This is a genomic window from Helicobacter sp. 219-2, from assembly GCF_030053225.1.
GTDB lineage: Bacteria > Campylobacterota > Campylobacteria > Campylobacterales > Helicobacteraceae > Helicobacter > Helicobacter pylori_C.
In genome coordinates, this window is record NZ_JASGBS010000001.1 from 278,093 (window position 1) to 304,837 (window position 26,745).

Below are 26,745 nucleotides of genomic sequence, written 5' to 3' on the forward strand. Positions count from 1 at the left end.
GGTGCTATTTAAACTTTTTCTCTTTTGGATTTGAAAAGACTTTTTTGAGGGTTTTTATCCCTTTTTATCTCTCTAATTATCTTTTTTTGCTATGAAATTGATTCTTGGCTCTATTGTCAAACAGGAGTAACTAAATTTTTTAATTTTTTAAAAATGGGGTTTTAGTTACTTTGCTTTATAGTAAAATTTATCCCACTAGTGCGAAAAACTCTGTCCTTTAGGGTGCAAGATGTGAGTGCGTAGCCGTTAGGCTAAAATAGGTTAAAATACCACTAGTCTTTTATAGGGTAGGAAATATCCATGCAGACTTTAAAGAACAAAGCCTTTCGTGTTAGCATTCAATGGAATACTTTAGTTAGGAAGCCCCTTTTTTTAGAAAGGGGCAGTTTCACTTAAGACTCATTTTTTCAAGGGATAGGGGGTATTTTGAAATAACTTTTTCTCTTAACGCCCATAAGATCGCATTATTAAGAAATTCACTAATCACAAGCTTTTTTGTCTTCAATCTTAAAATGCTTTTGAGCGTTTTCATTTTTTAAGAAAAATGGCTGATTGCTCCCAGGCGTTTTTTATATAACAAAACGCAATCTGCAAATTTCTTAGTGAAAATTCTATTGGTTTCTATTCATTTACTTTTGAGAAATATAATTCTCTCGCTTTTAAAATCATCATAAGGAGTTTTCGTATGAAAAAGCAAATCTTGACAGGTGTTTTATTATCAGTTTTGGCTGTGAGTTCTGCATACGCTCACAAAGATAAAAAAGACGCCAAAAAACCTGAGTTAAGCTCTCAATTAGTGGCTCACAAAGATAAAAAAGGACGCCAAAAAACCTGAGTTAAGCTCTCAATTAGTGGCTCACAAAGATAAAAAAGACGCCAAAAAACCTGAGTTAAGCTCTCAATTAGTGGCTCACAAAGATAAAAAAGACGCCAAAAAACCTGAGTTAAGCTCTCAATTAGTGGCTCACAAAGATAAAAAAGACGCCAAAAAACCTGAGTTAAGCTCTCAATTAGTGGCTCACAAAGATAAAAAAGACGCCAAAAAACCTGAGTTAAGCTCTCAATTAGTGGCTCACAAAGATAAAAAAGACGCCAAAAAACCTGAGTTAAGCTCTCAATTAGTGGCTCACAAAGATAAAAAAGACGCCAAAAAACCTGAGTTAAGCTCTCAATTAGTGGCTCACAAAGATAAAAAAGACGCCAAAAAACCTAAAAACTCAGTGGCCTAATGGCTTTGACTCTAAAGAAGCGTTTTTAAAAACGCTTCTTTAGATACCATTCTATAATTTTTCTTACCATTTTGTAAAACCCTTGATAGGATTTATCGCTCTTCTTGTGCCTTTAAAAGTAAAATTTGAATCTTTTATATATGTATCTAGAATTTTGTCAATACGGCTGTGTTTTTAAAAAGCGCATAAAAGGCGTTAAGGCTTTTCTAAAAGAGTGTGAGCGGCTTTTAAGACTTCAAGGGGCGTGATAGATCGCATGCACAAATGGTTTTTTTCATTCTTTAAGGGGCAAACTCGTTTCTTGCATGGCGAACAGCTTAAATGGTGGTTCAATACGATCGTTTTTTGAGTTTTATAGGGGCGAGTTTCTTTTTCATCAGTGGGGCCAAAAAGAGCGATTAAGGGGGTTTGTGTGCTAGCAGCCACATGCATAGGACCGCTATCGTTAGTGATGAATAAATCTAAAATAGCGATGCGCTCTATCAATTCTTCAATGCTTGTTTTCCCGCACAGATTGTAAGCGTTATTGAATAATAAGGGGTTTTTTAATAAGCCTTTAATGAGTTTTAAAATTTCTTCAGAAACGATAGCGTCTTCTTTAGCCCCAAAAAAATAAATTTCATGCCCTTCTTCTAACAAAATAGCAGAAACTTCAGCGTAATAAGAAGCTGGCCATCTTTTAGCACTCCCATAGCTTGCGCTAGGGTTAAAGCCGATTTTTTTAGGGGTGTTTGGGGTGTGAGTGGGGAGATTAAAGGCCAATTTTAAGGGTAAAACGCTTTTTTTATCCAATTCTTTTTTCAAAAATTGCGAAAATAAAAAGCAATACTTTTCCACTTGATGATACTCTTTAGGGGCAGCCATTATCGCATGGCTGAGGAACAAAGAACGAAAAAATTGAGCAAAACCGATGCGAACAGGCGTTTTTGTCGCATAGAGCAAAAAAGCGGAATAAAAATGGTTGTTTAAAGTGATTGCTATATCGCAACGCCCTATTTTTTGAGCGAGTTTGTGAGTGGCTAGCAGCCTGAAAAAGGATTTTTTGGTGTCATCTATAAAAACGGCTTCTATTTTTTCATCTTTTTTGAAAAGTTCGCAAGTCATTTGTGGGCCCACTAAGATAAAACGCGCGTTAGGGTAGTGGTGTTTAAGGGTGTAAAAAAGCGAGCTTGCCATCACCCCATCGCCTAACCAGTTAGGCAAACGCAATAAAATACGCATGCGTTTTGGCGCATTTACGCTCATCAATAGCCCTTTTTTAAAGATTTTAAGCTAAAATTTTAGCATACAAATACAAGGAAATGGAATGATTACCCCTAAAGTGTTGAGCGGGTTTAAAGACCGCTTGCCTAAAGATGCGATACAAAAAGCCCAGTTGCTTTCTAAAGTTTCAGTCGTGTTTCAAAGTTTTGGTTTTGTGCCGATTGAAACCCCTCATTTGGAATACGCTGAAGTATTATTGCCTGATGCGAGCAGTGATATTCAAAAAGAAATTTATCGTTTTAAAGACCATGGGGATAGGGATGTGGCTTTAAGGTTTGATTTGACCGTGCCATTAGCCCGCTTTGTTTCTTTGCACCACCAAACGCTAGGCATGCCCTTTAAACGCTACGCTATAGGCAATGTCTTTAGGGGCGAAAGGGCGCAAAAAGGGCGTTACAGGGAATTTACGCAATGCGATTTTGATTTTATAGGGAGCGAAAGCTTGGTGTGCGATGCTGAGATCGTTCAAGTGATTATCGCTTCTTTAAAAGCTTTGGATTTAGAAGATTTTTGCATCTCTATCAATCATAGAAAAATTTTGAATGGGATATGCGAATATTTTGGCGTTTCTCAAGTGAATGGAGTGCTGCGCATTGTGGATAAATTGGAAAAGATTGGCCTGAATGGGGTTGAAGAAGAATTAAAAAAAGAGTGCGATTTAAATTTAAACACCATTAAAGAGCTTTTAGAAATGGTTCAAATCAAACAAAACGATTTAAGCCATGCGGAATTTTTTGAAAAAATTGCTTATTTGAAAGACTATAATGAAAATCTAAAAAAGGGCATACAGGATTTAGAAAGGCTATACCAGTTGCTAGGGGATTTACAAATTTCTCAAAACTTGTATAAAATTGATTTTTCTATCGCTAGGGGATTAGGGTATTATACAGGGATTGTGTATGAAACCACGCTTAATGGCATGAAGTCTTTAGGGAGCGTGTGTTCAGGGGGTCGTTACGATCATTTGACTAAAAATTTTTCTAAAGAGAATTTACAAGGGGTGGGGGCTTCTATTGGGATTGATCGATTGATTGTGGCTTTGAGTGAAATGCAATTATTAGACGAGCGCTCCACCCAAGCTAAAGTCTTAATCGCTTGCATGCATGAAGAGTATTTTTCTTATGCAAACCGCTTAGCGGAGTCTTTAAGGCAAAGCGGGATTTTTAGCGAAGTCTATCCAGAAGCTCAAAAGATCAAAAAACCCTTTTCTTATGCTAACCATAGGGGGCATGAGTTTGTGGCTGTCATTGGCGAAGAAGAATTTAAAAGCGAAACCTTAAGCCTAAAAAACATGCATTCAGGCATGCAGTTGAATTGCTTGAGTTTTTTAAAAGCCCTTGAAATCATTGGAGAAAACGATGAAGACTTATAATGTCGCTATTGTTGGGGCTAGTGGGGCGGTAGGCCAAGAGCTGATTAAGGGTTTAGAAAATTCTTCTTTCCCAATTAAAAAATTTGTCCCGCTCGCTAGCACTAGGAGTGCCGGTAAAAAGATTAAAGCTTTCCATAAAGACTATGAGATTTTAGAAACCACGCATGAAGTTTTTGAAAAAGAAAGAATAGACATCGCCTTTTTTAGCGCTGGGGGGAGCGTGAGCGAAGAATTTGCCACAAGCGCTGCAAAAACGGCCTTAGTGATTGATAACACGAGCTTTTTTAGATTGAATGAAAAAGTGCCTTTGATCGTGCCTGAAATCAACGCTAAAGAAATTTTTAACGCTCCTTTAAATATCATCGCTAACCCTAATTGCTCTACCATTCAAATGACGCAAATTTTAAACCCCTTACACCTTCATTTTAAGATAAAAAGCGTTATTGTTAGCACCTATCAAGCCGTGAGTGGGGCAGGGAATAAGGGCATAGAGAGTTTAAAAAATGAGTTAAAAACCGCTTTAGAATGTTTAAAAAAAGACCCTGCTATTGATTTAAACCAGGTCTTGCAAGCTGGGGCTTTCCCTTATCCGATCGCTTTCAATGCGATCGCTCATATTGATACTTTTAATGAGAATGGTTACACGAAAGAAGAGCTAAAAATGGTGCATGAAACCCATAAAATCATGGGCGTGGATTTCCCTATCAGCGCGACTTGCGTGCGTGTGCCGGTATTGAGGAGTCATAGCGAGAGTTTGAGTATCGTTTTTGAAAAAGAATTCGATCTTAAAGAAGTCTATGAAGTTTTAAAAAACGCCCATAGCGTGGTTGTTTGCGATGATCCTAGCCATAATCTCTACCCCACGCCCTTAAAAGCGAGCCACACGGATAGCGCCTTTATTGGGCGCTTGAGGAAGGATTTGTTTGATAAGAAAACTTTGCATGGCTTTTGCGTGGCGGATCAATTAAGAGTGGGGGCAGCCACCAATGCGCTCAAAATTGCTCTATATTACATTAAGAACGCTTGAGTTCGCTCAAAGATAACAAAGATGAATGCGCATGCACTTGAATTAAGGATAAGGATCAATCTAACCCAATCTCTAAAAAAGAGCTTTAAGTTACTAGGCTTGCGATGTTAAACAAGGGTGCAATTGAATTTCTCAAGGCTTGATTGAGAGAAATGCTAATATTTGGTAGGTCAAAAGGAATGAAAGGCTTACACTCAAGCAGAGAGTGAATGTTTAGCTAGCGAGTTATTGCCTATTATTCCATTTAAAAGGGTGTGAGTTTGGGTATAAGGAAAACTTGTATCAAGTTTTATTGGAATGGATTAGAAAAATCTGATTGGATTGACCCTTACAATTTTTCAAACCAATCGTTTAATAGCGATTAAATATGACTATATATACTACAATAATAAGATTTTGGAAGGTTGGTAATGGAATCAGTGAAAATAGGAAGAACAAATAAAGTTGGCAAAAACGCAGAGACAGCTAACACAAAGGCAAATAAAGAGACTCATTTTAAACGAGTGGGTGCTATTAAAAATATGTTCAGATCAATTGGTGGGTTTTTTACAAAAATTGTAAAGAAAGTTAGAGAACTTATAAAAAAACATCCCGAGAAAAGCAGTGCGGCATTAGTAGTATTAACCCATGTTGCATGCAAGAAAGCGAAAGAATTAGACGATAAAGTCCAGGATAAATCCAAACAAGCTGAAAAAGAGAATCAAATCAATTGGTGGAAGTATTCAGGATTAACCATAGCGACAAGTTTATTATTAGCTGCTTGTAGCGCTGGTGATATTGATAAACAAATAGAACTAGAACAAGAAAAGCAAAAGACAGAACAAGAAGAACAAAAGACAGAACAAGAAAAACAAAAGACAAGCAATATACAGAAAGATTTGGTTAAAGAACAGAAAGATTTGGTTAAAGAACAGAAAGATTTGGTTAAAGAACAAAAAGATTTGGTTAAAAAAGCAGAACAAAATTGCCAAGAAAATCATAGTCAATTCTTTATTAAAAAATTAGGAATTAAGGGTGGTATTGCTATAGAAGTAGAAGCTGAATGCAAAACCCCTAAACCTGCAAAAACCAATCAAACCCCTATCCAGCCAAAACACCTTCCAAACCCTAAACAACCCCACTCTCAAAGAGGATCAAAAGCGCAAGAGCTTATCGCTTATTTGCAAAAAGAGCTAGAATCTCTGCCCTATTCACAAAAAGCTATCGCTAAACAAGTGAATTTTTATAAACCAAGTTCTATCGCTTATTTAGAGCTAGACCCTAGAGATTTTAAGGTTGCAGAAGAATGGCAAAACGAAAACCTGAAAATACGCTCTAAAGCTCAAGCTAAAATGCTTGAAATGAGGAATGTAAAACCATACCCACAAGCCAACCTTTCAGCCTCTCAAAGCTTTTCAATCCTTCAAAACATCGTTGCTGATATTAATAAAGAAATAGAAGTAGCGGCTAATACTGAAAAGAAAGCAGAAAAAGTGGGTTATGGTTATAGTAAAAGGGTGTAGGCATAAGAAATAAGAACACCATAAAATCGTTTTTAGCTTATTTATAGTATTTTAAAAACTCTATGTTACCCAATTAGAACAGAGCCTTTTTTAAACTCCTTAGTAGGAATTCCAATCGTCTTTAGCGTTTGAGCGTTTCACAAAATACAAGCGGTTGCAATTTTTAGCGGTGTTTTATGAAGAATGATTTTTACCTCTCTCTTTTAAAAGAGGGGGTTTTAATTTTAGTGGGTCTTTAGCGGGTCTCAGCTGAGCTTTTAATAATCACGGTGTTGTAGTCAGGCTGGACGGGGCGTTGGTTAGGCGAATTTTTCATGCGTTTTTTGATTTCAGCCAATTGTTTGGCAGAGACTTCTAAAGGCTCTTCTATGACAAACCATGCCACCCCTTCTGTGCAAGGAGGAGCGGTGAGAGAGCCGTTAAAATGGTAGTAATTGATGCTTTTAGGCAAGAAAGCGTCTAAAGCCACCTCTTTAAAATTTTGTTTCTTTTGAATGCCTTCTAAAATAGGATCAAGGTTGGGGTTTTCTTTCCCTTCTTCAAAACCAATCGCTAACACCAACAAACGCCCTTTAGCGTCTTTATGCACGAAATGCGCGCTCAAAGGCTTGGTTTTATTATTGATTAAAAACTCCATAGGGGCGTGGAAATGCACATTATTCAACACATAGTCATGCCCTCTATAATTGATGTGGTTAGTTGGCTCAAACGAAGCCTTTAAAGTGTGGTGAGTGAAAAAAACCGCTTTAGGTTTAGAAGCGGCGTATTTGAATTGCAAATCGGCTTTATCTTGCGTGTGGTAGTAATGCTCAATGTTGATGGGCGATTGGCTTTTACCGCTTTTGCACACTTCAAAATCTTTGTGCAATTTGTCCCAGCGGTGCGGGCCATTTTCTTTATTTTTATAATCCCATTTGGTATTTTCAGCGCCTATAAGAGAAGTTGCTAACGCTAAAGTGATCAAAAAAGTTTTTTTCATTTTAATTATCCTTTGTTCTAAAATTCTAAAATATTAAAAAGCAACGGGCTAATTTTAGCGCTTAATCAATAATGACCGCAGTTACAAAAAATAGATTGGTTAAAAGTTAGAAATGATTTTAAATTCTGTTTTATATAGTAACAACTCCCTTAAATTAATGCGCCTATGGAGCGGAAATATTTGTTTTAACCAGCCCCTAATTTATAAGCGATTAAAATTTTTGTCTTATACTCTAAATTTTCAAATTGAATAAAATTTAACCCCTTAAGATTTAAATGATGATAACCAAACAATCGTATCAAAAGTTCGCTTTAATGCGGGTTTTTGTGTTTTCGCTTTCAGCGTTTATTTTTAACACCACGGAGTTTGTCCCTGTCGCGCTTCTATCAGACATTGCGAAAAGTTTTGAAATGGAGAGTGCAAGCGTGGGGCTTATGATCACTCTTTATGCGTGGCTGGTGTCTCTTGGATCATTGCCCTTGATGCTGCTTAGCGCTAAAATTGAAAGGAAACGCTTGTTGCTTTTCCTTTTTGCCCTTTTTATTCTCAGCCATATCCTTTCAGCGTTAGCGTGGAATTTTTGGGTGTTACTGATTTCTCGCGCTGGAATCGCTTTAGCCCACTCAGTGTTTTGGTCCATTACGGCTTCTTTAGTCATTCGTGTCGCGCCAAGAAATAAAAAACAACAGGCCTTAGGGCTATTAGCGCTAGGGAGTTCGTTAGCGATGATTTTAGGGTTGCCGCTTGGGAGGATTATTGGGCAGATTCTAGATTGGCGCTCCACTTTTGGCGTGATTGGGGGCGTTGCGACTCTTATAGCGTTGCTGATGTATAAATTGCTCCCGCCTTTGCCGAGTAAAAACGCAGGCACGCTCGCAAGTGTCCCTATATTAATGAAACGACCGCTTTTAATGGGGATTTATTTGCTTGTGATCATGGTTATTTCTGGGCATTTCACCACTTATAGCTATATTGAACCTTTTATCATTCAAATCAGCCAATTTTCCCCTGACATTACGACGCTAATGTTGTTTGTGTTTGGGTTAGCAGGCGTGGTGGGGAGTTTTTTATTCGGCCGTTTGTATGCGAAAAATTCAAGAAAATTTATCGCTTTTGCGATGGTTTTAGTCATTTGCCCGCAACTCTTGCTTTTTGTGTTTAAAAATTCAGAGTGGGTGGTTTTCTTGCAAATTTTCTTATGGGGGATTGGGATCACTTCGCTTGGGATTTCCTTGCAAATGAGGGTGTTACAGCTCGCACCAGATGCCACGGATGTTGCGAGCGCGATTTATTCGGGGAGCTATAATGTGGGGATTGGGGCAGGAGCATTGTTTGGCAGTATTGTGATCCACCAATTAGGGCTAGGGTATATTGGCTTTGTGGGTGGGGCTTTAGGGTTGTTGGCGCTGTTTTGGCTTAGATTCATTACGATAAAGTTTAAAAAAACATAAAGAGCGTTAAAAGGATTAGCCCAATAAAGAAAATCCCTTTTGCGCTAAAAACCATTTTTTAAAATTTAATGATACTGCTTAAATCTAAGTGCGCTAAAGATTGTCTTTCTTTTTATGTTAAAATAGAAAAATTTGTCATAAATTTTAATGTGTGGTTTAAATGCTAAAAAAAAAGATTGATTTGCATAAAGATTCTATAAGGAAGCTCTTTTTTTATTATTTTATCCCTTTAGCTTTTTCTATGATTTCACTTTCCACTTACTCTATGATAGATGGCATGTTTGTGGGCAAGAAACTGGGTAAAGAAGCTATCGCTGCGGTCAATATCGCATGGCCTATTTTCCCGGCGTTGGTAGCGTATGAATTGCTTTTTGGTTTTGGGGCAGCGAGTATTGTGGGGTATTTTTTGGGTCAAAATAAAACCCATAGGGCTAGGCTTGTGTTTAGCAGCGTGTTTTATTTTGTCGCTATAAGCGTCTTTATTTTGAGCATGGTATTATTGCCTTTTAGCGAAACTATCGCGCGCCTTTTTGGGAGCAATGACGCTTTATTGAGTATGTCCAAACGCTATATTGAAATCATTTTAATGGGCGCGGTTTTTATGGTTTTGCACCCTTTGGCGGATGTTTTTGTGGTGAATGACAAACGCCCCATTTTAGCGATGGTAGCGATGCTGATTGGCTCGTTAGCGAATATTTTTTTCAACTACTTGTTTATTTTTGTTTTGGAAGTGGGGGTTCAAGGCAGTGCGATAGCCACCGTGATAGGGCATGCGATAGGGGTTTTAGTCTTAATGCAACATTTTTGGTTTAAAAAAGGGCAATTGTATTTCATCAAGCGTTTTTCTTTGTCTTCAGTCATTTCTTCAGCCAAAAGCGGCGTGCCTCAAAGCACGGCAGAATTTAGCGCTTCTATTATGATTTTGTTGTTTAATACCGCTATCATGCACACTGCAGGGGAAAGATTTGTGAGCATGTATGGGATCGTTATGTATAATGCGATTATCTTTTTTACGACTTTATTTGCGATTTCTCAAGGCATCCAACCGATTGCGAGTTTTAGCTATGGGGCTAGAAATTTAGAGCGTGTGAAAGAGGTGTTTGTTTTTGGTTTGAAAGTGGCGTTTTGTATAGGGATTGTTTTCTATGGCGCTTATTATTTCTTAGATGAATTTTTAATCAAGCTTTATTTGCAGCCAAGCGAACAAGACCCTCTCTTTATGCAAGAGACTAAAAGGGCGATGAATATTTATTATGTTGGCTATGTTTTTTTAGGCATGACTTTGTTGTGCGCGGTGTTTTTCCAATCCATCCAATGCGCTAAAAGTTCGTTTATCATCACAATTTCGCACACGCTAGGGTTTATGGTTATTTTATTGCCGATTTTAAGTCATTTTTATGGGATTAATGGGGTTTGGGTAACTTACCCTATCGCGCAATTTTTAGCGTTTTTAGTAGCGTTAGGGGTAACTTATTACGAAATCAAAAAAGGGGTTTTTAGCGCTTATAAAGAGAAAAACCCTATCGCTTTGAAAACTTAATCAATAAATAAGGTAAAATTAAGACATGCATGCAGAATTTTTCACCTTCGCGCTCATTATGCTTTTAATTGTGATGGCCCCTTATATGTCTAGAATCTCTCGTTTGCCTATCACGGTTGTGGAGATTTTATTTGGGTCTGTTGGGGCGTATGTGGGTTTTATTGAGCCAACCAAGGGCTTTGAAATCATGTCTGAGATTGGCTTTTTATTTTTAATGTTTTTATGCGGTTTGGAAGTAGAGATTTATTTGTTTAAAAAATTAGGGGTTTCTCTTTTAAAACGCATTTTTGCTTATCTGTTGATTTTATACACACTTTCGTTCATCCTTACTTTTAGCCTTAATTTAGAGCCTATTTTCATGGTGATTTTCCCTATTATTAGTTTGGGCATGATCATGACTTTAGTCAAAGATTATCGTAAAGAGATTTTGTGGCTTGATTTGGTTTTAAAAGTGGGCGTTATTGGGGAATTATTAAGCATTTTTGGTTTGGTGGTCGTGGATGGGGTGTATTCGCATGGTTTGGGCATGGATTTGATTAAAGATTTAGGCATTCTCATTGTTTTTTTAATCTTAATTATCGTGGCGTTTCAAATCTTTAAGACTTTGTTTTGGTGGTTCCCGCATTTAAAGCTTTTTGTGATGCCTAAAAGCAGTCAGTTTAACCAGGATGTGCGTTTTTCGCTCATGCTCTTTTTTTCACTAGTTGCGATCGTGGTGTGGCTCAAAATAGAAATGGTTTTAGGAGCGTTTTTAGCAGGGTTAGTCGTTTCTACTTTTTTCCCTCATAAATCAGAGTTGATCCACAAACTCAATGATGTGGGTTTTGGGTTTTTTGTGCCTTTGTTTTTCATCCACGTAGGCTCTACTTTAGACTTAAAATTAGTGTTTTTAAACCCGCATTTGATTCTCCAAGGGATATTGATTGTCATAGCGATGTTAAGTTTGCACTTAATCACTTCAACCTTATTGTGGCGCCAATACTTTAAAGAAGCTAAGCATTTATTTTCATTCGCTTTAGGGGCTTCTATGCCTTTAACTTTTTTAGTAACCACAGCAGCGGTAGGCTTAAAAGCACAAGCGATCCCACAAAACACCTACTACGCATTGCTCATGGCGGCTATTTTTGAAGGGGTATTATTCACGATTGCGATTAAAATGCTCAATAAAAAAGCTTGAGTGAAAGCTTTAAGCGTCTAAATATTTAGAGTCGCTAAAGCTGTTCGCTTGAACATTATTAAACGCGTTTTCCAAGCTGTCAAAGAAATGAGGGTGCAAGTTTTGCATTTCTTTTAAGAAATTTTTAGTGGCTAATCGCGCGATAGGGGGTTTATCAGAGGTGGGCTGTTTGGCTGGGCAATTGCAATCAGGGGCGACGGGGATATTTTGAGAAGTGACAAAATGAATGCTGCTGGCTTCTCGAACCTTAATCAAAGGGCGGATCACCAACAAGCCGTTTTCAGCCCTATAAATGGGGGGCATGCTCCTTAAACTCCCGTTATAAGTGAAATTCATAAAAAAGCTTTCCACCGCATCATCTAAATGGTGCGCGATAGCGACTTTATTATAGCCTTCTTCTAAAGCTTTAGAATACAAAGTCCCTCTCCTCAAACGAGAACAAAACGAACAAAACGAGCTTTTTTCACGGCGTTTTTCGTTGATGGTGGCAGCGATTTGGGTGTAAATAATCTCATGCGCAATGCCTTGCTCTTGGCACAAATCGCTCAACCATTTCAAATCTTCGCCCAAACCATAATGCACGGTAACCGCTTTAAAATCAAATTTGAAAGGGGCATGTTTTTGCATCCTGGCTAAGATGCAAGCGAGCATGATAGAATCCTTGCCCCCACTCAATCCTAATAAGACTTTATCGCCTTCTTCTATGAGTTTGTAAGTGGCGTTGGTCTTGCCTACAATGTGTAAGACTTTTTTAGAAATTTCATAAGCCATTTTTGATCCTTGATAGTTTTATTTTCTAAAGTTTTGTGCTAAGCGAATGATTTCTTCTTCGCTAATGTGATCGGAATTATATTTCACAATAATGATTTCTTCGCTAATATTAACATACCATTCAATGATTTTGTCCTCTAAAGTTTCAAATTGTTCCTCATTATAAGCGTCTAAGGGGAAATAGACATTTTTTTGCTTGGAAGGGTTGTTGAGTAAAAAGAGCGATAGTCCCCAAATAAGTCCTAAAGCTACAACAATTAAGCTTGTGTTAGAAACGCCTAAATGATGGTAGCTCAACCCACCGCTCACGCCCCCAACAAAGCTCCCCAAATAGCCAAAAGTAGTGAATTGCCCTAAAACCTTGCCTTTTTCATGCGCTCTGGCGAATTTGGACGCTAAAGATTGCATGATAGGCTCTAAGGTGGCAAAGCCAATGAAGAAAAACGCCACCCCAAGAATAAAGAGCCATAAATATTTTCCTAAAAAGCTAGAGTCGGCTAAAAACAAGCACAAATAACTCACAATAAACAACAGCACACCAGAAAGCATCACCCCTTTAGGCTTGTTGTATTTTTCAGCCATAACGCTCGCTACTCCCATGCTTAAAACCCCTAATAAGGCACCAGGCACATACACCAAGATCAAAAAGCTTTCATTTTTATGAAATTCATTCACTAAGGCTAAAGGGATCAGCACAAAAATAAGCGTCATGAACGCTTTTTCAAAAAAAGAGCTTAGATACAAAAGATACAAGGCTTTAGAGTTGGGTTGGTAAGCTTTTATGTTTTTGATTTGGTAAGAAATTTTAGGGGCGTCTTTGACTTTTAAAAGCATCAATAAACTCAATAAAGTTAAGATCGCAGTGAGCAAGAAGAGCCATTTTGCCCCCCCAAAAAACGCCACAACCCCAGGGCCAATCGCCATGCTTATAGTGAAACTAATGAAAATAAACGCTCCCATGATCGCCATGGCTTTAGTGCGCTCTTCTTCTTTCACTTCATCCGCCACCATCGCGCTAACAACCCCCCCTAAAGCCCCCATGCCTTGAATGAAGCGCCCTATAACGAGCCAAACAATATCATTTGCTATAAAGCACACTAACGAGCCAGCTAAAAACAATAACAAGCACACCATAACCACCACTTTACGGCCTATCTTATCGCTAAGAATGCCCATGGGGGTTTGAAAAATAATTTGCGTAAGATACGCTCCGCCCACAGCCAACCCCACGAGTAAGGGACTGCTTGAATGGAAACTATCCGCATACAAACTGATGACAGGCAAAACAATAAAAAGCCCCAAAAACCGCAACGACGACACTAACGCTAATGGAAAAATTTTTTTAAACATGCGGGTTATTTTACAAGAAAATATCTAATTTTTATCATTAATTTAGGAAAGTAAGATTGTAATAAAAATTTAATGTAATTTTAATGGATTTTTAAGAAAATTTTTTGTATAATCTCATTCTTTATTTTTATAAAATTGCTTGTGTCAAGGTAGCTCAGCTGGTTTAGAGCGCTGGTCTCATAAGCCGGAGGTCGGGGGTTCAAGTCCCCCTCTTGACACCATGATTTGATTCAAGCTTCATTTAATATCCGTTTAATCTTTTTTTTAGCAAATCTAAACTACAATAGCCTTGCATCTTTTAATTTCTTACATTAGGGATTTGACGATGATTTTTAGCTCTCTTTTTAGTGTTGTAGGGATGGCGGTGCTTTTTCTTATTGCTTGGGTGTTTTCTAGCAATAAAAGGGCTATTAATTATCGCACGATTATTAGCGCATTTGTGATCCAGGTGGCTTTAGGGGCGTTGGCTTTATATGTGCCTTTGGGTAGGGAAATGCTGCAAGGTTTAGCCAGTGGCATACAAAGCGTGATTGGTTATGGCTATGAAGGGGTGCGTTTCTTATTTGGCAATCTCGCTCCAAACGCTAAGGGCGATCAAGGGATAGGAGGCTTTATCTTTGCGATCAATGTTTTAGCGATAATTATCTTTTTTGCTAGTTTGATTTCACTCCTATACTATTTAAAAATCATGCCTTTAGTGATCAATCTCATCGGTGGGGCGTTGCAAAAATGCTTAGGCACTTCTAAAGCAGAAAGCATGAGCGCAGCGGCTAATATTTTTGTAGCGCACACAGAAGCGCCCTTAGTCATTAAACCTTATTTGAAAAGCATGAGCGATTCAGAGATTTTTGCGGTCATGTGCGTGGGCATGGCTAGCGTTGCGGGGCCTGTGTTAGCCGGGTATGCGAGCATGGGCATTCCTTTACCTTATTTAATAGCCGCTTCGTTTATGTCCGCTCCTGGGGGTTTGTTGTTCGCTAAAATCATTTACCCGCAAAACGAAACCATTTCTAGCCATGCAGATGCTTCTGCAGAAAAGCATGTCAATGCCATAGAAGCTATCGCTAATGGGGCAAGCACAGGGCTAAATTTAGCTTTGCATGTGGGAGCGATGCTTTTAGCCTTTGTGGGAATGCTTGCACTCATTAACGGGCTTTTAGGGGTTGTAGGGGGGTTTTTTAGGCATGGAGCATTTGTCTTTAGGGTTGATTTTAGGCACGCTCTTAAAACCCTTAGCCTTTATGCTAGGCATTCCTTGGAGTCAGGCCGGGATTGCTGGAGAAATCATAGGCATTAAAATCGCGCTCAATGAATTTGTGGGCTATATGCAATTTTTACCTTATTTGGGCGATAACCCTCCTCTAATCTTGAGCGAGAAAACTAAAGCGATCATCACTTTTGCGTTGTGCGGATTTGCTAATTTAAGTTCAGTCGCTATGCTCATTGGAGGGCTTGGCAGTTTAGTGCCTAAAAAGAAAGATCTCATTGTAAGGCTTGCTTTAAAAGCGGTGCTTGTAGGCACGCTTTCTAATTTCATGAGCGCGACTATCGCTGGGTTATTCATAGGGCTAAACGCTCATTAAAAGGACAAAACATGCAAAAAAGAGTGGTAATCTTATTATTGGATTCTTTTGGTATAGGGGCTAGTGAAGACGCTAAAGATTTTGGCGATTTGGGAGCGAACACTTTAGGCAATATCGCTAAGGCTTGTTTCAACAACCTAGCTGATTCTAACGATCGCAGTGGGGCTTTGAAACTGCCTTATTTAGAGAGTTTGGGTTTAGGGTTGAGCGCTTTAGAAGCCGCCAATGAATTGCCCTTAGGCTTTGAATCTAAACCTAATTTAATAGGGGCTTACGCTTACGCCAAAGAACTTTCTAGCGCTAAGGATACGATTTCTGGGCATTGGGAGATGATGGGTGCGCCCGTTCTTTTTGAATGGGGGTATTTTAAAGACAAAAACAATTCCTTCCCTAAAGAAATTTTAGATGAAATTGCGCGTAAAACTAAGATTAAGGGCTATTTAGGGAATTGCCACGCATCAGGGACAGAAATCATTAAAGATTTAGGCGAAAAGCATTTAGAAACTCTATACCCCATTTTTTACACATCAGCGGATTCGGTGTTTCAAATCGCTGCGCATGAAGAAAAGTTTGGGCTTGATAACTTATACGTTCTTTGTGAAGAAGCGTTTCAAATTCTAGAGCCTTTAAAGATTGCCAGAGTGATCGCAAGGCCCTTTATTGGCGCAAATAGAGAGGATTTCAAACGCACCGCTAACCGCAAAGACTATGCGATAAAGCCCCATAAAAAATTGCTTTTTGAAAAATTCATTGAAGAAAAACAAGGCGAAGTCATTAGCATTGGAAAAATCGCTGATATTTACGCTCATGTGGGGATCACTCAAAAGTTCAAAGCCGGTAGTTTAATGGAATTATGCGATGTTACTTTAGAGCAGGTCAAAAACGCTCAAAACAACAGCTTGATTTTTACGAATTTTGTGCATTTTGATAGCGATTATGGGCATAGGCGCGATATTAGCGGGTATGCTAACGCTTTAGAGTATTTTGATGCGCGCTTAAAAGAGGTTTTAGAAAATTTAAGGGAAAACGATTTGCTCATTCTTTGCGCCGATCATGGGTGCGATCCCAGCTTTAAAGGCACGGATCACACACGAGAATACATTCCTGTTTTGTTCTATCATAAAGATTTACAACCAGCCTTTTTAGGCAAGAGCGAGTCGTTTGCGGATATTGGGCAAAGTATCGCTTATTTTTTGGGATTAAGCCCCTTAGATTATGGCAAAAACTTATTAAACTTTAAAGGACAACCATGACCCCTCACATCAACGCCAAAATCGGCGATTTTTATCCTCAATGCCTTTTATGCGGCGATCCTTTAAGGGTGAGCTACATTGCGAAAAAATTCTTACAAGACGCCAAAGAGATCACGAATGTGCGTAACATGCTAGGCTTTAGCGGGAAGTATAAGGGTAAGGGGATTTCTTTAATGGGGCATGGCATGGGCATTGCGTCATGCACGATTTATGTTACAGAACTCATTAAAACCTATCAGGTTAAAGAGCTTTTAAGGATTGGCACTTGCGGGGCGATTAGCCCAAAAGTTGGCCTGAAAGACATCATCATGGCGATGGGGGCTTCAACGGATTCTAAAACCAATCGGGTGCGTTTTTTAAACCACGATTTGAGCGCAACGCCTGATTTTGAATTGAGTTTAAGAGCATATCAAACGACAAAGCGTTTGGGTATTGATTTGAAAGTGGGCAATGTTTTTTCAAGCGATTTTTTCTACTCTTTTGAAACGCATGCCTTTGATTTAATGGCCCAATACAACCACTTGGCTATTGAAATGGAAGCGGCAGGGTTATACGCCACGGCGATGGAATTGAATGCTAAGGCTTTATGCTTATGCTCGGTTTCAGATCACTTGATCACTAAAGAAGCCTTAAGCCCTAAAGAAAGGGTAGAAAGCTTTGATAACATGATAATTCTGGCTTTAGAGATGATGGGTTAACGATCTTTTTAAACTTTATTTTTTGCCCCCATAAGTTTAAGGATAAACTTTAAAGGAAAACCCTTAAAGCTAAAAGCCTTAAGGGAACTTTTGAAAAACAAAAGCTATCGTTTTACAGAAACTTCGTTTTACAAAACTATCGCTTCAATAAAACAACAACTTTACACCCCGTTTTACAAAACTATCGCTTCAATAAAACAACAACTTTACACCCCAAAAACGAAATTTCAAGGTATAATGTTTTCCAAGAGTTTTTACCATTTTCTGTTTTCATGGCAAACTCCCATTAAAAATTATCCCCATAATCCGACTTATGGGGGTGTTTATTCTACAACAATCTTTCTAAAAACACTTTTAAAAGCTTGATTGAGCATGTCAAAACACCCTAAAACTTTTTTTGAAATTCAATAAATTTATGCTACAATTAAACTAATTGTAAATAAATTCTCATTTTGATACATTTTGCAATTAAAACATTACTTTAAGGAACATTTATGAAAAAAACAAAAAAAACGATTCTACTTTCTCTAACTCTTGCGGCGTCATTGCTCCATGCTGAAGACAACGGCGCTTTTTTAAGCGTGGGTTATCAAATCGGTGAAGCGGTTCAAAAAGTGAAAAACGCCGACAAGGTGCAAAAACTTTCAGACACTTATGAACAATTAAGCAGGCTTTTAACCAACGATAATGGCACAAACTCAAAGACAAGCACGCAAGCGATCAATCAAGCGGTTAATAATTTGAACGAACGCGCAAAAACTTTAGCCGGTGGGACAACCAATTCCCCTGCCTATCAAGCCACGCTTTTAGCGTTAAGATCGGTGTTAGGGCTATGGAATAGCATGGGTTATGCGGTCGTATGTGGAGGTTATACCAAAAGTCCAGGCGAAAACAATCAAAAAGATTTCCACTACACCGATGAGAATGGCAACGGCACTACAATCAATTGCGGTGGGAGCATAAATAGTGATGGCACTCATAGTTCTAATGGCGCAAATACATTAAAAGCAGACAAAAATGTTTCTCTATCTATTGAGCAATACGAAGCCATCCATGAAGCCTATCAAATCCTTTCAAAAGCTTTAAAACAAGCCGGACTTGCTCCTTTAAATAGCAAAGGGGAAAAGTTAAAAGCGCATGTAACCACATCAAAGTATCAAGGAAGTAATCAAACTAAAACGACAACTTCTGTGATCGATACAACAAACGGCGCGCAAAATCTTTTAACTCAAGCACAAACGATTGTCAATACCCTTAAAGATTATTGCCCCATGTTGATAGCGAAATCTAGCAGTGGTATGACTAATAATACAAACGCCCCTTCATGGCAAACAGCCGGTGGTGGCAAAAATGCATGCGAGACTTTTGGTGCGGAGTTTAGCGCTGCTTCAGACATGCTCAATAACGCGCAAGAAATCGTTAAAAAAACCCAACAACTCAGCGCCAACCAACCAAAAAATATCACACAACCCCATAATCTCAACCTTAACACCCCTAGCAGTCTTACGGCTTTAGCTCAAAAAATGCTCAAAAACGCGCAATCTCAAGCAGAAATTTTAAAACTAGCCAATCAAGTGGAGAGCGATTTTAACAAACTTTCTTTAGGCCATCTTAAAGACTACATAGGGAAATGCGATGCGAGCGCTATAAGCAGCACGAATATGACAATGCAAAATCAAAAGAACAATTGGGGGAACGGGTGCGCTGGCGTGAAAGAAACTCTGTCTTCATTAAAAACAAGCGCCGCTGATTTTAACAGCCAAACGCCTCAAATCAATCAAGCGCAAAACCTAGCCAACACCCTTATTCAAGAACTTGGCAACAACCCTTTTAGGAATATGGGAATGATCGCTTCTTCAACCACGAATAACGGGGCGATGAATGGCCTTGGGGTGCAAGCGGGCTATAAGCAATTTTTTGGCAAAAAGAAAAGATGGGGGTTAAGGTATTATGGTTTCTTTGATTACAACCACGCCTATATCAAATCCAATTTCTTTAACTCGGCTTCTGATGTTTGGACTTATGGGGTGGGTAGCGATTTGTTGTTTAATTTCATCAATGATAAAAACACCAACTTTTTAGGCAAGAACAACCATTTTTCTATGGGGCTTTTTGGAGGCATTGCCTTAGCAGGGACTTCATGGCTTAATTCTCAATTTGTGAATTTAAAAACCATCAGCAATGTCTATAGCGCTAAAGTGAATACGGCCAACTTCCAATTTTTATTCAATTTAGGCTTGAGAACTAATCTCGCTAGACCTAAGAAAAAAGATAGCCATCATGTGGCTCAGCATGGCATGGAATTGGGCGTGAAAATCCCTACCATTAACACGAATTACTATTCTTTTTTAGACACTAAACTAGAATACCGAAGGCTTTATAGCGTGTATCTCAATTATGTGTTCGCTTATTAAAAACCCTCTTTTTTAAAAAGGGGGGGTTTCTAAAAAATCTCTAAAGCTAAAAATTTTCAAAAAACAATGATTAAGCTCTAAAAAAGAAATTTTAAGGTATAATACTTTCGCCACTTTTAATTTTCCATGGCAAACTCCTTTTTAGAATTTATCCCCATAATTGTGCTTATGGGGGCGTTCGTTTTACAACAATCTTTTCAAATTTAAAAAACGCTCTCTTTAAAAACCATTTAAAGAGTAAAATGACCTTACAAGATGAGCTTTTTTGTGGTTTTTATTAAAAAATTTTTTAGCGGAGTTTTTCTAAAAAAAGGGTTTTTTACTCACTTCTCTTGATTTAAACAACACAATCAAGAATCTTAAGGCAATTTAAAATAAAATAGCGCTAGCATGACTCCAAAGCCCCTTATTAAATTAATCTATACCAAATAGTAAGGAGTTATCTAACATGGGGTTTTTCAAGCTTAAAGAACACAACACTAACATCGCCACCGAGTTTAGAGCGGGTTTAACGACCTTTATCACCATGATTTACATCGTGCCCTTAAACGCTCTTATCCTTTCTCAAGCCAACATGCCCTATGAAGCCCTTTTGAGTGCAACGGCCATTATCACTATCTTATCGAGCGTGTTTAACGGACTATGGGCAAACACCCCCATCGCTATGAGCGTGGGCTTAGGGCTGTCAGCTTATTTTAGCTTCGGGTTGGTTCAAGGGTTAAAACTCCCTTGGCAGAGCGCTTTAGGCATCGTAGCGCTCTCTGGAGCGATTTTTGTGATCCTGTCTTTCACTAAATTTAGGAGTTGGGTCATGCGAAGCATTCCTATCGATTTAAGGCGTGCGGTGAGCGCGGGGATAGGGGCTTTTATTGCGTTTATTGGCCTTAAAGAAATGCATATTGTAGTTACCCATAAGGCTACGCTTGTAACTTTAGGCGATTTTAGCGATCCGCATGTGTTATTGGGGGTTGTGGGGATTGTTTTAACTTTTGCACTCTACACGCTCAAAATCAAGGGTTCTTTTATTATAGCGGTCTTAATCACTTCCATTCTCGCATGGGTTTTAAAGCTGGCTCCTTACCCTAGCGAATTTTTTTCCATGCCCGCTAGCATTAGCCCTATCGCTTTTCAATTAGACTTTAAGGGCATTTTTTTTGATGCGAGTGGGGCTTTCACTTTAGCGTTAGTGCCAGTCATCATCACTTTTTTTGTAACCGATTTGTTTGATTCCTTGGGCACGCTTGCAGGGATTGGCCACAAGACTGATTTTTTCAATGATGAAGAAAAAAACAAGGAATTAGAAAGGACTTTAGAAGCGGATGCGGTGGCTTCTTTAGGGAGCGCGGTGGTGGGCGTTTCTACCACGACCGCTTTTATAGAAAGCGCGAGTGGGGTTGAAGAGGGGGGCCGCACAGGGCTTACAGCGGTTTTTACCGGGCTATTTTTTGTTTTAACGCTCTTTTGCTTGCCTCTTTTAAAAGCCATTCCCAGCAATGCGATTTACCCAGTGCTAGTGATAGTAGGGGTTTTGATGTTTAGCGTGTTAGAGGGGGTGAATTTTAAAGACATGGCCGTTAGCGTTTCCACTTTTTTAACCGTGGTGATGATGCCTTTAACTTTCTCCATCACCGATGGCTTAGCCTTTGGCTTTTTGTCTTATGGTATCATCAAATTAGTCCAAAAAGACTTCAAAGCCATCAATTCTGGCATTATCATTCTCTGCATCATTTCTGTTTCTGTATTTATCTTTCGTTAAGCTCTTTTTAAAGAGCTTTGCATTTTTTACCCATTTTGTGGCTTTTTTCCTTAATTTGGGTAATTTATTATCTCAAAACAATTACAATAGCATTATTATTATTGTATCAGTTCAATAAAAGGAAATGGTATGCAAAAAACTTCTAACACCTTGGCGCTGGGGAGTTTAACAGCGCTATTCTTCTTAATGGGTTTCATCACGGTTTTAAACGATATTTTAATCCCGCATTTAAAACCCATTTTTGACTTGACCTATTTTGAAGCTTCGCTCATTCAATTTTGCTTTTTTGGGGCGTATTTCATCATGGGAGGCGTTTTTGGGAATGTGATCAGTAAAATCGGCTACCCTTTTGGTGTGGTGCTTGGTTTTGTGATCACAGCGAGCCGGGTGTGCGTTGTTTTATCCGGCGGCGCATTTTGGCTCTTATGGGTTTTTCTTGGGCGCGTTGTTTATTTTAGCGAGCGGGATTGTGTGCTTGCAAACCGCCGGTAATCCCTTTGTAACCTTGCTTTCAAAAGGTAAAGAAGCCAGAAACCTGGTTTTAGTTCAGGCGTTCAATTCGCTTGGCACGACTTTAGGGCCTATTTTTGGGAGCTTGTTGATTTTTAGCACGACTAAAATGGGCGATAATGCAAGTTTGATAGATAAATTAGCCGACGCTAAAAGCGTTCAAATGCCTTATTTGGGCTTGGCAGTGTTTTCGCTTCTTTTAGCGCTCATCATGTATCTTTTGAAATTGCCTGATGTGGAAAAAGAAATGCCTAAAGAAACGACTCAAAAAAGCCTGTTTTCGCACAAACACTTTGTTTTTGGGGCTTTAGGGATCTTTTTTTATGTGGGCGGAGAAGTTGCGATTGGCTCATTCTTGGTGCTAAGCTTTGAAAAGCTTTTGAATTTAGACCCTCAATCAAGCGCGCATTACTTGGTGTATTATTGGGGAGGCGCGATGGTGGGCCGTTTCTTGGGTAGCGTTTTGATGAATAAAGTTGCCCCTAATAAATACCTGGCTTTCAACGCCTTAAGCTCTATTGTTCTCATTGCTTTAGCCATTATGATTGGAGGCAAGATCGCTTTATTCGCTCTGACTTTTGTGGGCTTTTTCAACTCCATCATGTTCCCTACAATCTTTTCTTTGGCTACGCTCAATTTAGGGCATCTCACTTCTAAAGCTTCTGGGGTGATTAGCATGGCGATTGTGGGAGGAGCGTTAATCCCCCCCATTCAAGGCGTGGTTACAGACATGCTAACAGCAACCGAGTCAAATCTGCTCTACGCTTATGGTGTGCCGTTGTTGTGCTATTTTTATATCCTCTTCTTTGCGCTTAAAGGGTATAAGCAAGAAGAAAACTCCTAAAAAAAGGGGGGGGTTTCTCTTTTATTTTCTTTCTTTTTATTTCTTTCTTTTTGGCTTGTTTTTAAAAATGTAAAAATGCTAAATTAAATAAGGTTTGATTGGTTAGCGTTTGAAATCAAAAGGCATGCAAATTTTAAAATTTTAAGATGCGATCACAAATACCCCCAACGAATAAGAAAATCTCCCAACCACAAAAGATTAAGAGATTTTAAGAATGAAGCAAAGAATAAAGGCTAGTAAATGGGTTTAGCGTCTTTGAATTTATATTCTGTAAGAAACCCGGTGCCATCAAAATTACCCACCAAAGAGATCTTTGCAATATCGCCCACTTGGCAATCTGTCTCTAAAATAAGATAAGGCACTTCATCTTTACCGATTAAAGTAACCACTCGGCCCTTTTTTTCACGACTTTGCTTGGGGAACTCTTTAGAGTCAAGGCCCGTGGTATTATCGCCGGTTTGGAGCATTCTAAAAGCATAGCACATGCCATCATTGATTTGAGCGCTATAAATCTTGCCTTTTTTAACTTCTTTTTTAACCCCCGGTTTGAGCGCGATGCGTATTTCTGAGTGGATCTCAGCTTCTTGCATTTTGCCATTATAGTTTCGCACCTGCACCTTATGTGCACCATTAGGGTCTCCCTTTTTAAGCAGAGAATCTTCATAACTGAATTTTTGAATGTCTAAATCCCCATCAATAAAACTCCTAGCATCAAGCTGAACGCTCAAAAGCCCTAGCAACCCAACCAATGAAAATTTCAAACAACGCTTATAAAAATAACTCATCAACAAATCCTTTCAATGTAAAATCAAACAAATATATCTCAAAATTAAAAACAAAAAGATCACAAAACCGCTAATTTAGCGATCAAAACACGCTCTATCAAGAAAACAAAGCCTAAAAAATCATTCAAAAATGATTTCTTCCGGTTTGATTCCATCGCCATAAACAGGCTCTAAAGTTTCCTTATAAGCTTCTTTTAAAAAGTCGCTAGAAATGAGGGAATCCATTTCGTTATTCAACCATTCTAAAAGCTTAGGGTTGCCTTTTTTAATCGCTGGAGCGATCACATCCTTATCGCCAAGGCTTGTAATGCCTAATTTAAACTCAGGGTGCTGTTTTGTCCAAGCGAGCAATAAAGTGTTGTCATGGGCTAGAGCGATAGCCTTATCGTTTAAAAGGGCTAAAAAAGTCTCTGTGTTTTGCTCAAATTTCAAAAGTTTGATATTGGGGTAATTTTTAGTGAAATAAAAATCCGCTGTCGTGCCTTTATTCACAATCAACTCTTTATCTTTCAATTCTTCTATATTTTTAATGACCCCATCTTTAGAAATCACCCCTAAAGCGACTTTCATATACGGCTTAGCAAAATCCACGACTTTTTCTCTTTCTTTGGTGCGCGTGAAATTAGCCATGATAATATCCACTTTATTGGCTTTTAAAAATTCCACCCTAGCCGAAGCTTCTACAGGAATAAACTCAATCTTATTTTCATCGCCCAATAAATCAAGGGCCATGCGTTTAGCAATGACGACATCATAGCCTTGATATTGCCCTTTAGAATCCACAGAGCCAAAAGGAGGCTTATCGCTAAAGACCCCCACTTTTAAAACCCCTCTTTGTTTAATGACTTCTAAAGCGTCCTTTTTTTCTTTATGGCTATCAGAACATGCGCTAAAGACTAAAGCGATCAAAACTAAAAATAGCCCCCATACCTTAAAAAGCCCGTTTGTTTTCATAAAAACACCTTTTTTTTGAAATTGAAATCATCTTTTTAGCAAACTTTATTTAACAGCTCCCTAAAAAATGAAAAGTTTCTAAAAATTTTTGCGCTCTTTGAGATTTTGGGTTATTAAAAAATTCTTTAGCACTGTTTTCTTCAGCGATCTTACCGCTATCAAAAAACACGATTTTATGAGCGATTTTTTGCGCGAATTTCATTTCATGCGTTACAATCACCATGCTCATGCCCGTTGTGGCTAATTCTAAAATCACTTCTAAAACTTCTTTAACCATTTCAGGGTCTAAAGAGGCGGTTACTTCATCAAAAAGCATGATTTTTGGCCGCATGCATAAAGAACGCACGATCGCTACTCGCTGTTTTTGCCCGCCGCTCAATTCTTTAGGGTAAGCTTGTTGTTTATGCTCCAAACCCACTCGTTTTAAAAGCTCTATGGCTTGAGAAATGGCCTCATCTTTGGATCGTTTTTGCACTTTCATAGGAGCGAGTAAGATATTATCTAACACATTTAAATGCGGGAACAATTCATAATTTTGAAACACCATGCCTATTTTTTGGCGCATTTTATTCCAGTTAGTGGCGTTGGTGTTAAGGTTAGTGTTTTCAAAAAGAATTTCACCCTCATCAATCTTTTCAAGCCCGTTTAGGCATTTTAAAAAAGTGCTTTTCCCGCACCCGCTAGGCCCTAAAATCACTGCCACTTCACCCTTATTTAAAGTGAAATTGATGCCGTCTAAAACCAAATGGTTTTGATAGGTTTTTTTTAACCCTTTGGTTTCTAAAATCACGCTCATTTTACCCTCTAATGTGTTGGAATTTTTTTTCTAAATAGGAACTATACAGGCTCAAACTATAGCATAAACTAAAATAAAACATTAAGATAACGCCATAAACCACAAAGCTCGCATTGGGCATGCGTAAGAGGTTAAGCTCTATGATTTGCTGGCCCACTTTTAACAAATCAATCGCTCCAATGAGAGAGACTAAAGCCGTGGTTTTAATCATGCGCGTGAATAAATTAAGGCTTGAGGGCAATAAAGACAAAAAGCTTTGGGGGAAAATAATGTTAAAAATCACCCTTTTTGAATCCATGCCTAAAGCCAGAGCGCTTTCTATTTGGTGTTTGCTCACGGAAGTTAAAACCCCTCTGGTTAAATCCATCATTTCAGCGCCACCCCACAAGCTAAAAACAATCACGCTCGCCAAAACAGCGCTAATATGCAAATCAAACCAGCTTGCTAACCCGAAATACACGATAAAAAGCCATGCTAAAAGCGGGATAATGCGAATGCTTTCTAAATACACACGACACGCCAAAACCACTATTTTAGAACCAAACGCCATCAAACTCCCCAAAAGTATCCCAACAACGATTGAAATAACCGCAGAGCTAAGAGCGATCAAAAGCGTAATCTCAAACCCTTCTAGCAAACGCTTAAGGTTGTCTAATTCTAGTAAAACTCCCATTTTTAAGCCACTTTCTTTTTAAAGAAACGCTCTAAGATCACAAACAAAACGCTTAAAGGGAGCAAAGCGATCAAATAAGCGATGCTTAACATCAAAAGGCTTTCAGTCGTTTTGTAATAAATGCCAATAAAATCTTTCGCCACAAACATAATATCGGTTAGGGCTATCGCGCCCACCACAGAAGTTTCTTTGAGTAAAAAAATCACATTCGCCCCTATAGAAGGCATAGAAACGCTTAAACTTTGAGGCAAAATGATGTAATACATCATTTTCAAAGGGCCAAACCCTAAACTCAAAGCGCTTTCTTTTTGAATGGAAGCTAAGCTTTTAAACCCAAGCAAAAAACTTTGACTCATATACCCCCCACCCAAAAACCCTAACGCTAAAATCGCGCACTCTAAAGCGCTCAAACCGATTTCATTCAACCCGTAATACAAAAAGAAAAGCTGGATGAGTAGGGGCGTGTTCCTAGCGATTTCGCCATAGATATAGACGATAGGGGAGATAAAGCGCGTTTTAAAATACAAAATGATTGCACACAAAAACCCCACCAAAAGAGAGAGCAAAATCCCAAAAAAAGAAATATAAAGCGTGAGTTCTAACCCCTTAAGAAACGCAGGGATGGAGTGAAGCATAAAATCCCAATCTAATGCCATAACGCTATACCTTAAAATTAATGACGCTTTAAAGCATCATGTTTAAAAACGGCTCTTATTTACCCTAATTGTTAGAAGTTTGGAAAAACCAAGCCTTTATTATTGAAAGTTTATGAGCCATTCAGTCTTTATTCAAAGAAATTTTGAATTATAATAAAAAAC

21 protein-coding genes, 1 tRNA gene and 3 pseudogenes are annotated in these 26,745 nt (G+C 38.6%); 16 read left to right on the forward strand and 9 right to left on the reverse strand.

What is annotated here, in order from left to right:
* Nucleotides 1-685: 685 nt before the first annotated feature.
* A pseudogene (locus P6280_RS07700) lies at nt 686-1,058 on the forward strand (flagellar protein); the annotation flags it as partial.
* Nucleotides 1,059-1,424: 366 nt separating this feature from the next.
* On the opposite strand, the gene waaF reads toward P6280_RS07700, so the two are convergent.
* Nucleotides 1,425-2,474, reverse strand: a complete 1,050-nt coding sequence (waaF, locus tag P6280_RS01500) for a lipopolysaccharide heptosyltransferase II (protein ID WP_283236789.1) — start codon at nt 2,472-2,474, stop codon at nt 1,425-1,427.
* Nucleotides 2,475-2,535: 61 nt separating this feature from the next.
* Here waaF and hisS point away from each other — a divergent pair, with 61 nt between their 5' ends.
* The 3 genes from hisS to P6280_RS01515 all read left to right on the forward strand — a co-directional run bounded on the left by hisS (nt 2,536) and on the right by P6280_RS01515 (nt 6,393).
* On the forward strand, nt 2,536-3,864 hold the full coding sequence (hisS, locus tag P6280_RS01505; protein ID WP_283236790.1) for a histidine--tRNA ligase: 1,329 nt from the start codon (nt 2,536-2,538) through the stop codon (nt 3,862-3,864).
* Nucleotides 3,851-4,891, forward strand: coding sequence for an aspartate-semialdehyde dehydrogenase (asd, locus tag P6280_RS01510; protein WP_283236791.1), 1,041 nt, complete (start codon nt 3,851-3,853; stop codon nt 4,889-4,891). Before hisS ends, asd begins: the two co-directional genes overlap by 14 nt.
* A 410-nt stretch (nt 4,892-5,301) precedes the next feature.
* Nucleotides 5,302-6,393, forward strand: coding sequence for a DUF874 family protein (locus P6280_RS01515; protein ID WP_283236792.1), 1,092 nt, complete (start codon nt 5,302-5,304; stop codon nt 6,391-6,393).
* A gap of 235 nt (nt 6,394-6,628) precedes the next feature.
* On the opposite strand, the gene P6280_RS01520 is transcribed toward P6280_RS01515, so the two are convergent.
* A complete protein-coding gene (locus tag P6280_RS01520) occupies nt 6,629-7,372 on the reverse strand; it encodes a carbonic anhydrase (RefSeq protein WP_283236793.1) in 744 nt (247 codons plus the stop codon).
* A gap of 275 nt (nt 7,373-7,647) precedes the next feature.
* Here P6280_RS01520 and P6280_RS01525 point away from each other — a divergent pair, with 275 nt between their 5' ends.
* The 3 genes from P6280_RS01525 (at nt 7,648) to P6280_RS01535 (ending at nt 11,540) form a co-directional block, all read left to right on the forward strand.
* On the forward strand, nt 7,648-8,823 hold the full coding sequence (locus P6280_RS01525) for a sugar transporter (protein WP_283236794.1): 1,176 nt from the start codon (nt 7,648-7,650) through the stop codon (nt 8,821-8,823).
* Between the two features lie 160 nt (nt 8,824-8,983).
* Nucleotides 8,984-10,363, forward strand: a complete 1,380-nt coding sequence (locus P6280_RS01530; protein WP_283236795.1) for an HP1184 family multidrug efflux MATE transporter — start codon at nt 8,984-8,986, stop codon at nt 10,361-10,363.
* A gap of 25 nt (nt 10,364-10,388) precedes the next feature.
* A complete protein-coding gene (locus P6280_RS01535) occupies nt 10,389-11,540 on the forward strand; it encodes a cation:proton antiporter (protein WP_000542873.1) in 1,152 nt (383 codons plus the stop codon).
* Between the two features lie 9 nt (nt 11,541-11,549).
* Here P6280_RS01535 and P6280_RS01540 read toward each other — a convergent pair whose 3' ends face one another.
* Both P6280_RS01540 and P6280_RS01545 read right to left on the reverse strand, forming a co-directional pair.
* Nucleotides 11,550-12,311, reverse strand: a complete 762-nt coding sequence (locus P6280_RS01540; RefSeq protein WP_283236796.1) for a tRNA 2-thiocytidine biosynthesis TtcA family protein — start codon at nt 12,309-12,311, stop codon at nt 11,550-11,552.
* A gap of 18 nt (nt 12,312-12,329) precedes the next feature.
* Entirely contained in the window at nt 12,330-13,622 is a 1,293-nt protein-coding gene (locus P6280_RS01545) for an MFS transporter (protein ID WP_349306338.1), read from the reverse strand.
* Nucleotides 13,623-13,804: 182 nt separating this feature from the next.
* On the opposite strand from P6280_RS01545, the gene P6280_RS01550 reads away from it, so the two are divergent.
* The 9 genes and pseudogenes from P6280_RS01550 (at nt 13,805) to P6280_RS01590 (ending at nt 22,719) form a co-directional block, all read left to right on the forward strand.
* Nucleotides 13,805-13,882 (forward strand) — tRNA-Met (locus tag P6280_RS01550).
* Between the two features lie 104 nt (nt 13,883-13,986).
* Nucleotides 13,987-15,244 (forward strand): annotated as a pseudogene (locus P6280_RS01555) (NupC/NupG family nucleoside CNT transporter).
* Between the two features lie 11 nt (nt 15,245-15,255).
* Complete coding sequence (locus P6280_RS01560; RefSeq protein WP_283236798.1) at nt 15,256-16,497, forward strand: phosphopentomutase; 1,242 nt, start codon at nt 15,256-15,258, stop codon at nt 16,495-16,497.
* Nucleotides 16,494-17,195 (forward strand): purine-nucleoside phosphorylase, encoded by a 702-nt coding sequence (deoD, locus tag P6280_RS01565; protein ID WP_017280772.1) that lies wholly within the window; start codon nt 16,494-16,496, stop codon nt 17,193-17,195. Before P6280_RS01560 ends, deoD begins: the two co-directional genes overlap by 4 nt.
* Before the next feature lie 90 nt (nt 17,196-17,285).
* Entirely contained in the window at nt 17,286-17,561 is a 276-nt protein-coding gene (locus P6280_RS01570) for a hypothetical protein (protein WP_502868306.1), read from the forward strand.
* Nucleotides 17,562-17,689: 128 nt separating this feature from the next.
* Nucleotides 17,690-19,609, forward strand: coding sequence for a Hop family adhesin HopQ (gene hopQ / locus P6280_RS01575; RefSeq protein WP_283236799.1), 1,920 nt, complete (start codon nt 17,690-17,692; stop codon nt 19,607-19,609).
* Nucleotides 19,610-19,710: 101 nt separating this feature from the next.
* Nucleotides 19,711-19,890 carry a hypothetical protein gene (locus P6280_RS01580; protein WP_283237442.1) on the forward strand — a complete coding sequence of 60 codons (180 nt, stop codon included), beginning with the start codon at nt 19,711-19,713 and terminating at the stop codon, nt 19,888-19,890.
* A 167-nt stretch (nt 19,891-20,057) separates the two neighbouring features.
* The gene (locus tag P6280_RS01585; protein WP_108280355.1) at nt 20,058-21,365 is read left to right on the forward strand and encodes an NCS2 family permease; all 1,308 of its coding nucleotides are present in this window, start codon (nt 20,058-20,060) and stop codon (nt 21,363-21,365) included.
* 129 nt (nt 21,366-21,494) lie between these two features.
* A pseudogene (locus tag P6280_RS01590) lies at nt 21,495-22,719 on the forward strand (sugar MFS transporter).
* Nucleotides 22,720-22,952: 233 nt separating this feature from the next.
* On the opposite strand, the gene P6280_RS01595 reads toward P6280_RS01590, so the two are convergent.
* The 5 genes from P6280_RS01595 to P6280_RS01615 form a co-directional block, all read right to left on the reverse strand.
* Nucleotides 22,953-23,504, reverse strand: a complete 552-nt coding sequence (locus P6280_RS01595; protein WP_283236800.1) for a hypothetical protein — start codon at nt 23,502-23,504, stop codon at nt 22,953-22,955.
* A gap of 120 nt (nt 23,505-23,624) precedes the next feature.
* Nucleotides 23,625-24,458 (reverse strand): transporter substrate-binding domain-containing protein, encoded by an 834-nt coding sequence (locus P6280_RS01600; protein WP_000856033.1) that lies wholly within the window; start codon nt 24,456-24,458, stop codon nt 23,625-23,627.
* Nucleotides 24,459-24,507: 49 nt separating this feature from the next.
* A complete protein-coding gene (locus P6280_RS01605) occupies nt 24,508-25,254 on the reverse strand; it encodes an amino acid ABC transporter ATP-binding protein (RefSeq protein WP_000111317.1) in 747 nt (248 codons plus the stop codon).
* 1 nt (nt 25,255) lies between these two features.
* Entirely contained in the window at nt 25,256-25,927 is a 672-nt protein-coding gene (locus P6280_RS01610; RefSeq protein ID WP_000538498.1) for an ABC transporter permease subunit, read from the reverse strand.
* Nucleotides 25,928-25,929: 2 nt separating this feature from the next.
* Complete coding sequence (locus P6280_RS01615; protein ID WP_060758412.1) at nt 25,930-26,583, reverse strand: amino acid ABC transporter permease; 654 nt, start codon at nt 26,581-26,583, stop codon at nt 25,930-25,932.
* Nucleotides 26,584-26,745: the final 162 nt, after the last annotated feature.

Coding starts and splice junctions, on each gene's coding strand:
- waaF (WP_283236789.1), bottom strand. CDS start 2,474: ATGAGCGTAAATGCGCCAAAACGCATGCGTATTTTATTGCGTTTGCCT.
- hisS (WP_283236790.1), top strand. CDS start 2,536: ATGATTACCCCTAAAGTGTTGAGCGGGTTTAAAGACCGCTTGCCTAAA.
- asd (WP_283236791.1), top strand. CDS start 3,851: ATGAAGACTTATAATGTCGCTATTGTTGGGGCTAGTGGGGCGGTAGGC.
- P6280_RS01515 (WP_283236792.1), top strand. CDS start 5,302: ATGGAATCAGTGAAAATAGGAAGAACAAATAAAGTTGGCAAAAACGCA.
- P6280_RS01520 (WP_283236793.1), bottom strand. CDS start 7,372: ATGAAAAAAACTTTTTTGATCACTTTAGCGTTAGCAACTTCTCTTATA.
- P6280_RS01525 (WP_283236794.1), top strand. CDS start 7,648: ATGATGATAACCAAACAATCGTATCAAAAGTTCGCTTTAATGCGGGTT.
- P6280_RS01530 (WP_283236795.1), top strand. CDS start 8,984: ATGCTAAAAAAAAAGATTGATTTGCATAAAGATTCTATAAGGAAGCTC.
- P6280_RS01535 (WP_000542873.1), top strand. CDS start 10,389: ATGCATGCAGAATTTTTCACCTTCGCGCTCATTATGCTTTTAATTGTG.
- P6280_RS01540 (WP_283236796.1), bottom strand. CDS start 12,311: ATGGCTTATGAAATTTCTAAAAAAGTCTTACACATTGTAGGCAAGACC.
- P6280_RS01560 (WP_283236798.1), top strand. CDS start 15,256: ATGCAAAAAAGAGTGGTAATCTTATTATTGGATTCTTTTGGTATAGGG.
- deoD (WP_017280772.1), top strand. CDS start 16,494: ATGACCCCTCACATCAACGCCAAAATCGGCGATTTTTATCCTCAATGC.
- hopQ (WP_283236799.1), top strand. CDS start 17,690: ATGAAAAAAACAAAAAAAACGATTCTACTTTCTCTAACTCTTGCGGCG.
- P6280_RS01585 (WP_108280355.1), top strand. CDS start 20,058: ATGGGGTTTTTCAAGCTTAAAGAACACAACACTAACATCGCCACCGAG.
- P6280_RS01595 (WP_283236800.1), bottom strand. CDS start 23,504: ATGAGTTATTTTTATAAGCGTTGTTTGAAATTTTCATTGGTTGGGTTG.
- P6280_RS01600 (WP_000856033.1), bottom strand. CDS start 24,458: ATGAAAACAAACGGGCTTTTTAAGGTATGGGGGCTATTTTTAGTTTTG.
- P6280_RS01605 (WP_000111317.1), bottom strand. CDS start 25,254: ATGAGCGTGATTTTAGAAACCAAAGGGTTAAAAAAAACCTATCAAAAC.
- P6280_RS01610 (WP_000538498.1), bottom strand. CDS start 25,927: ATGGGAGTTTTACTAGAATTAGACAACCTTAAGCGTTTGCTAGAAGGG.
- P6280_RS01615 (WP_060758412.1), bottom strand. CDS start 26,583: ATGGCATTAGATTGGGATTTTATGCTTCACTCCATCCCTGCGTTTCTT.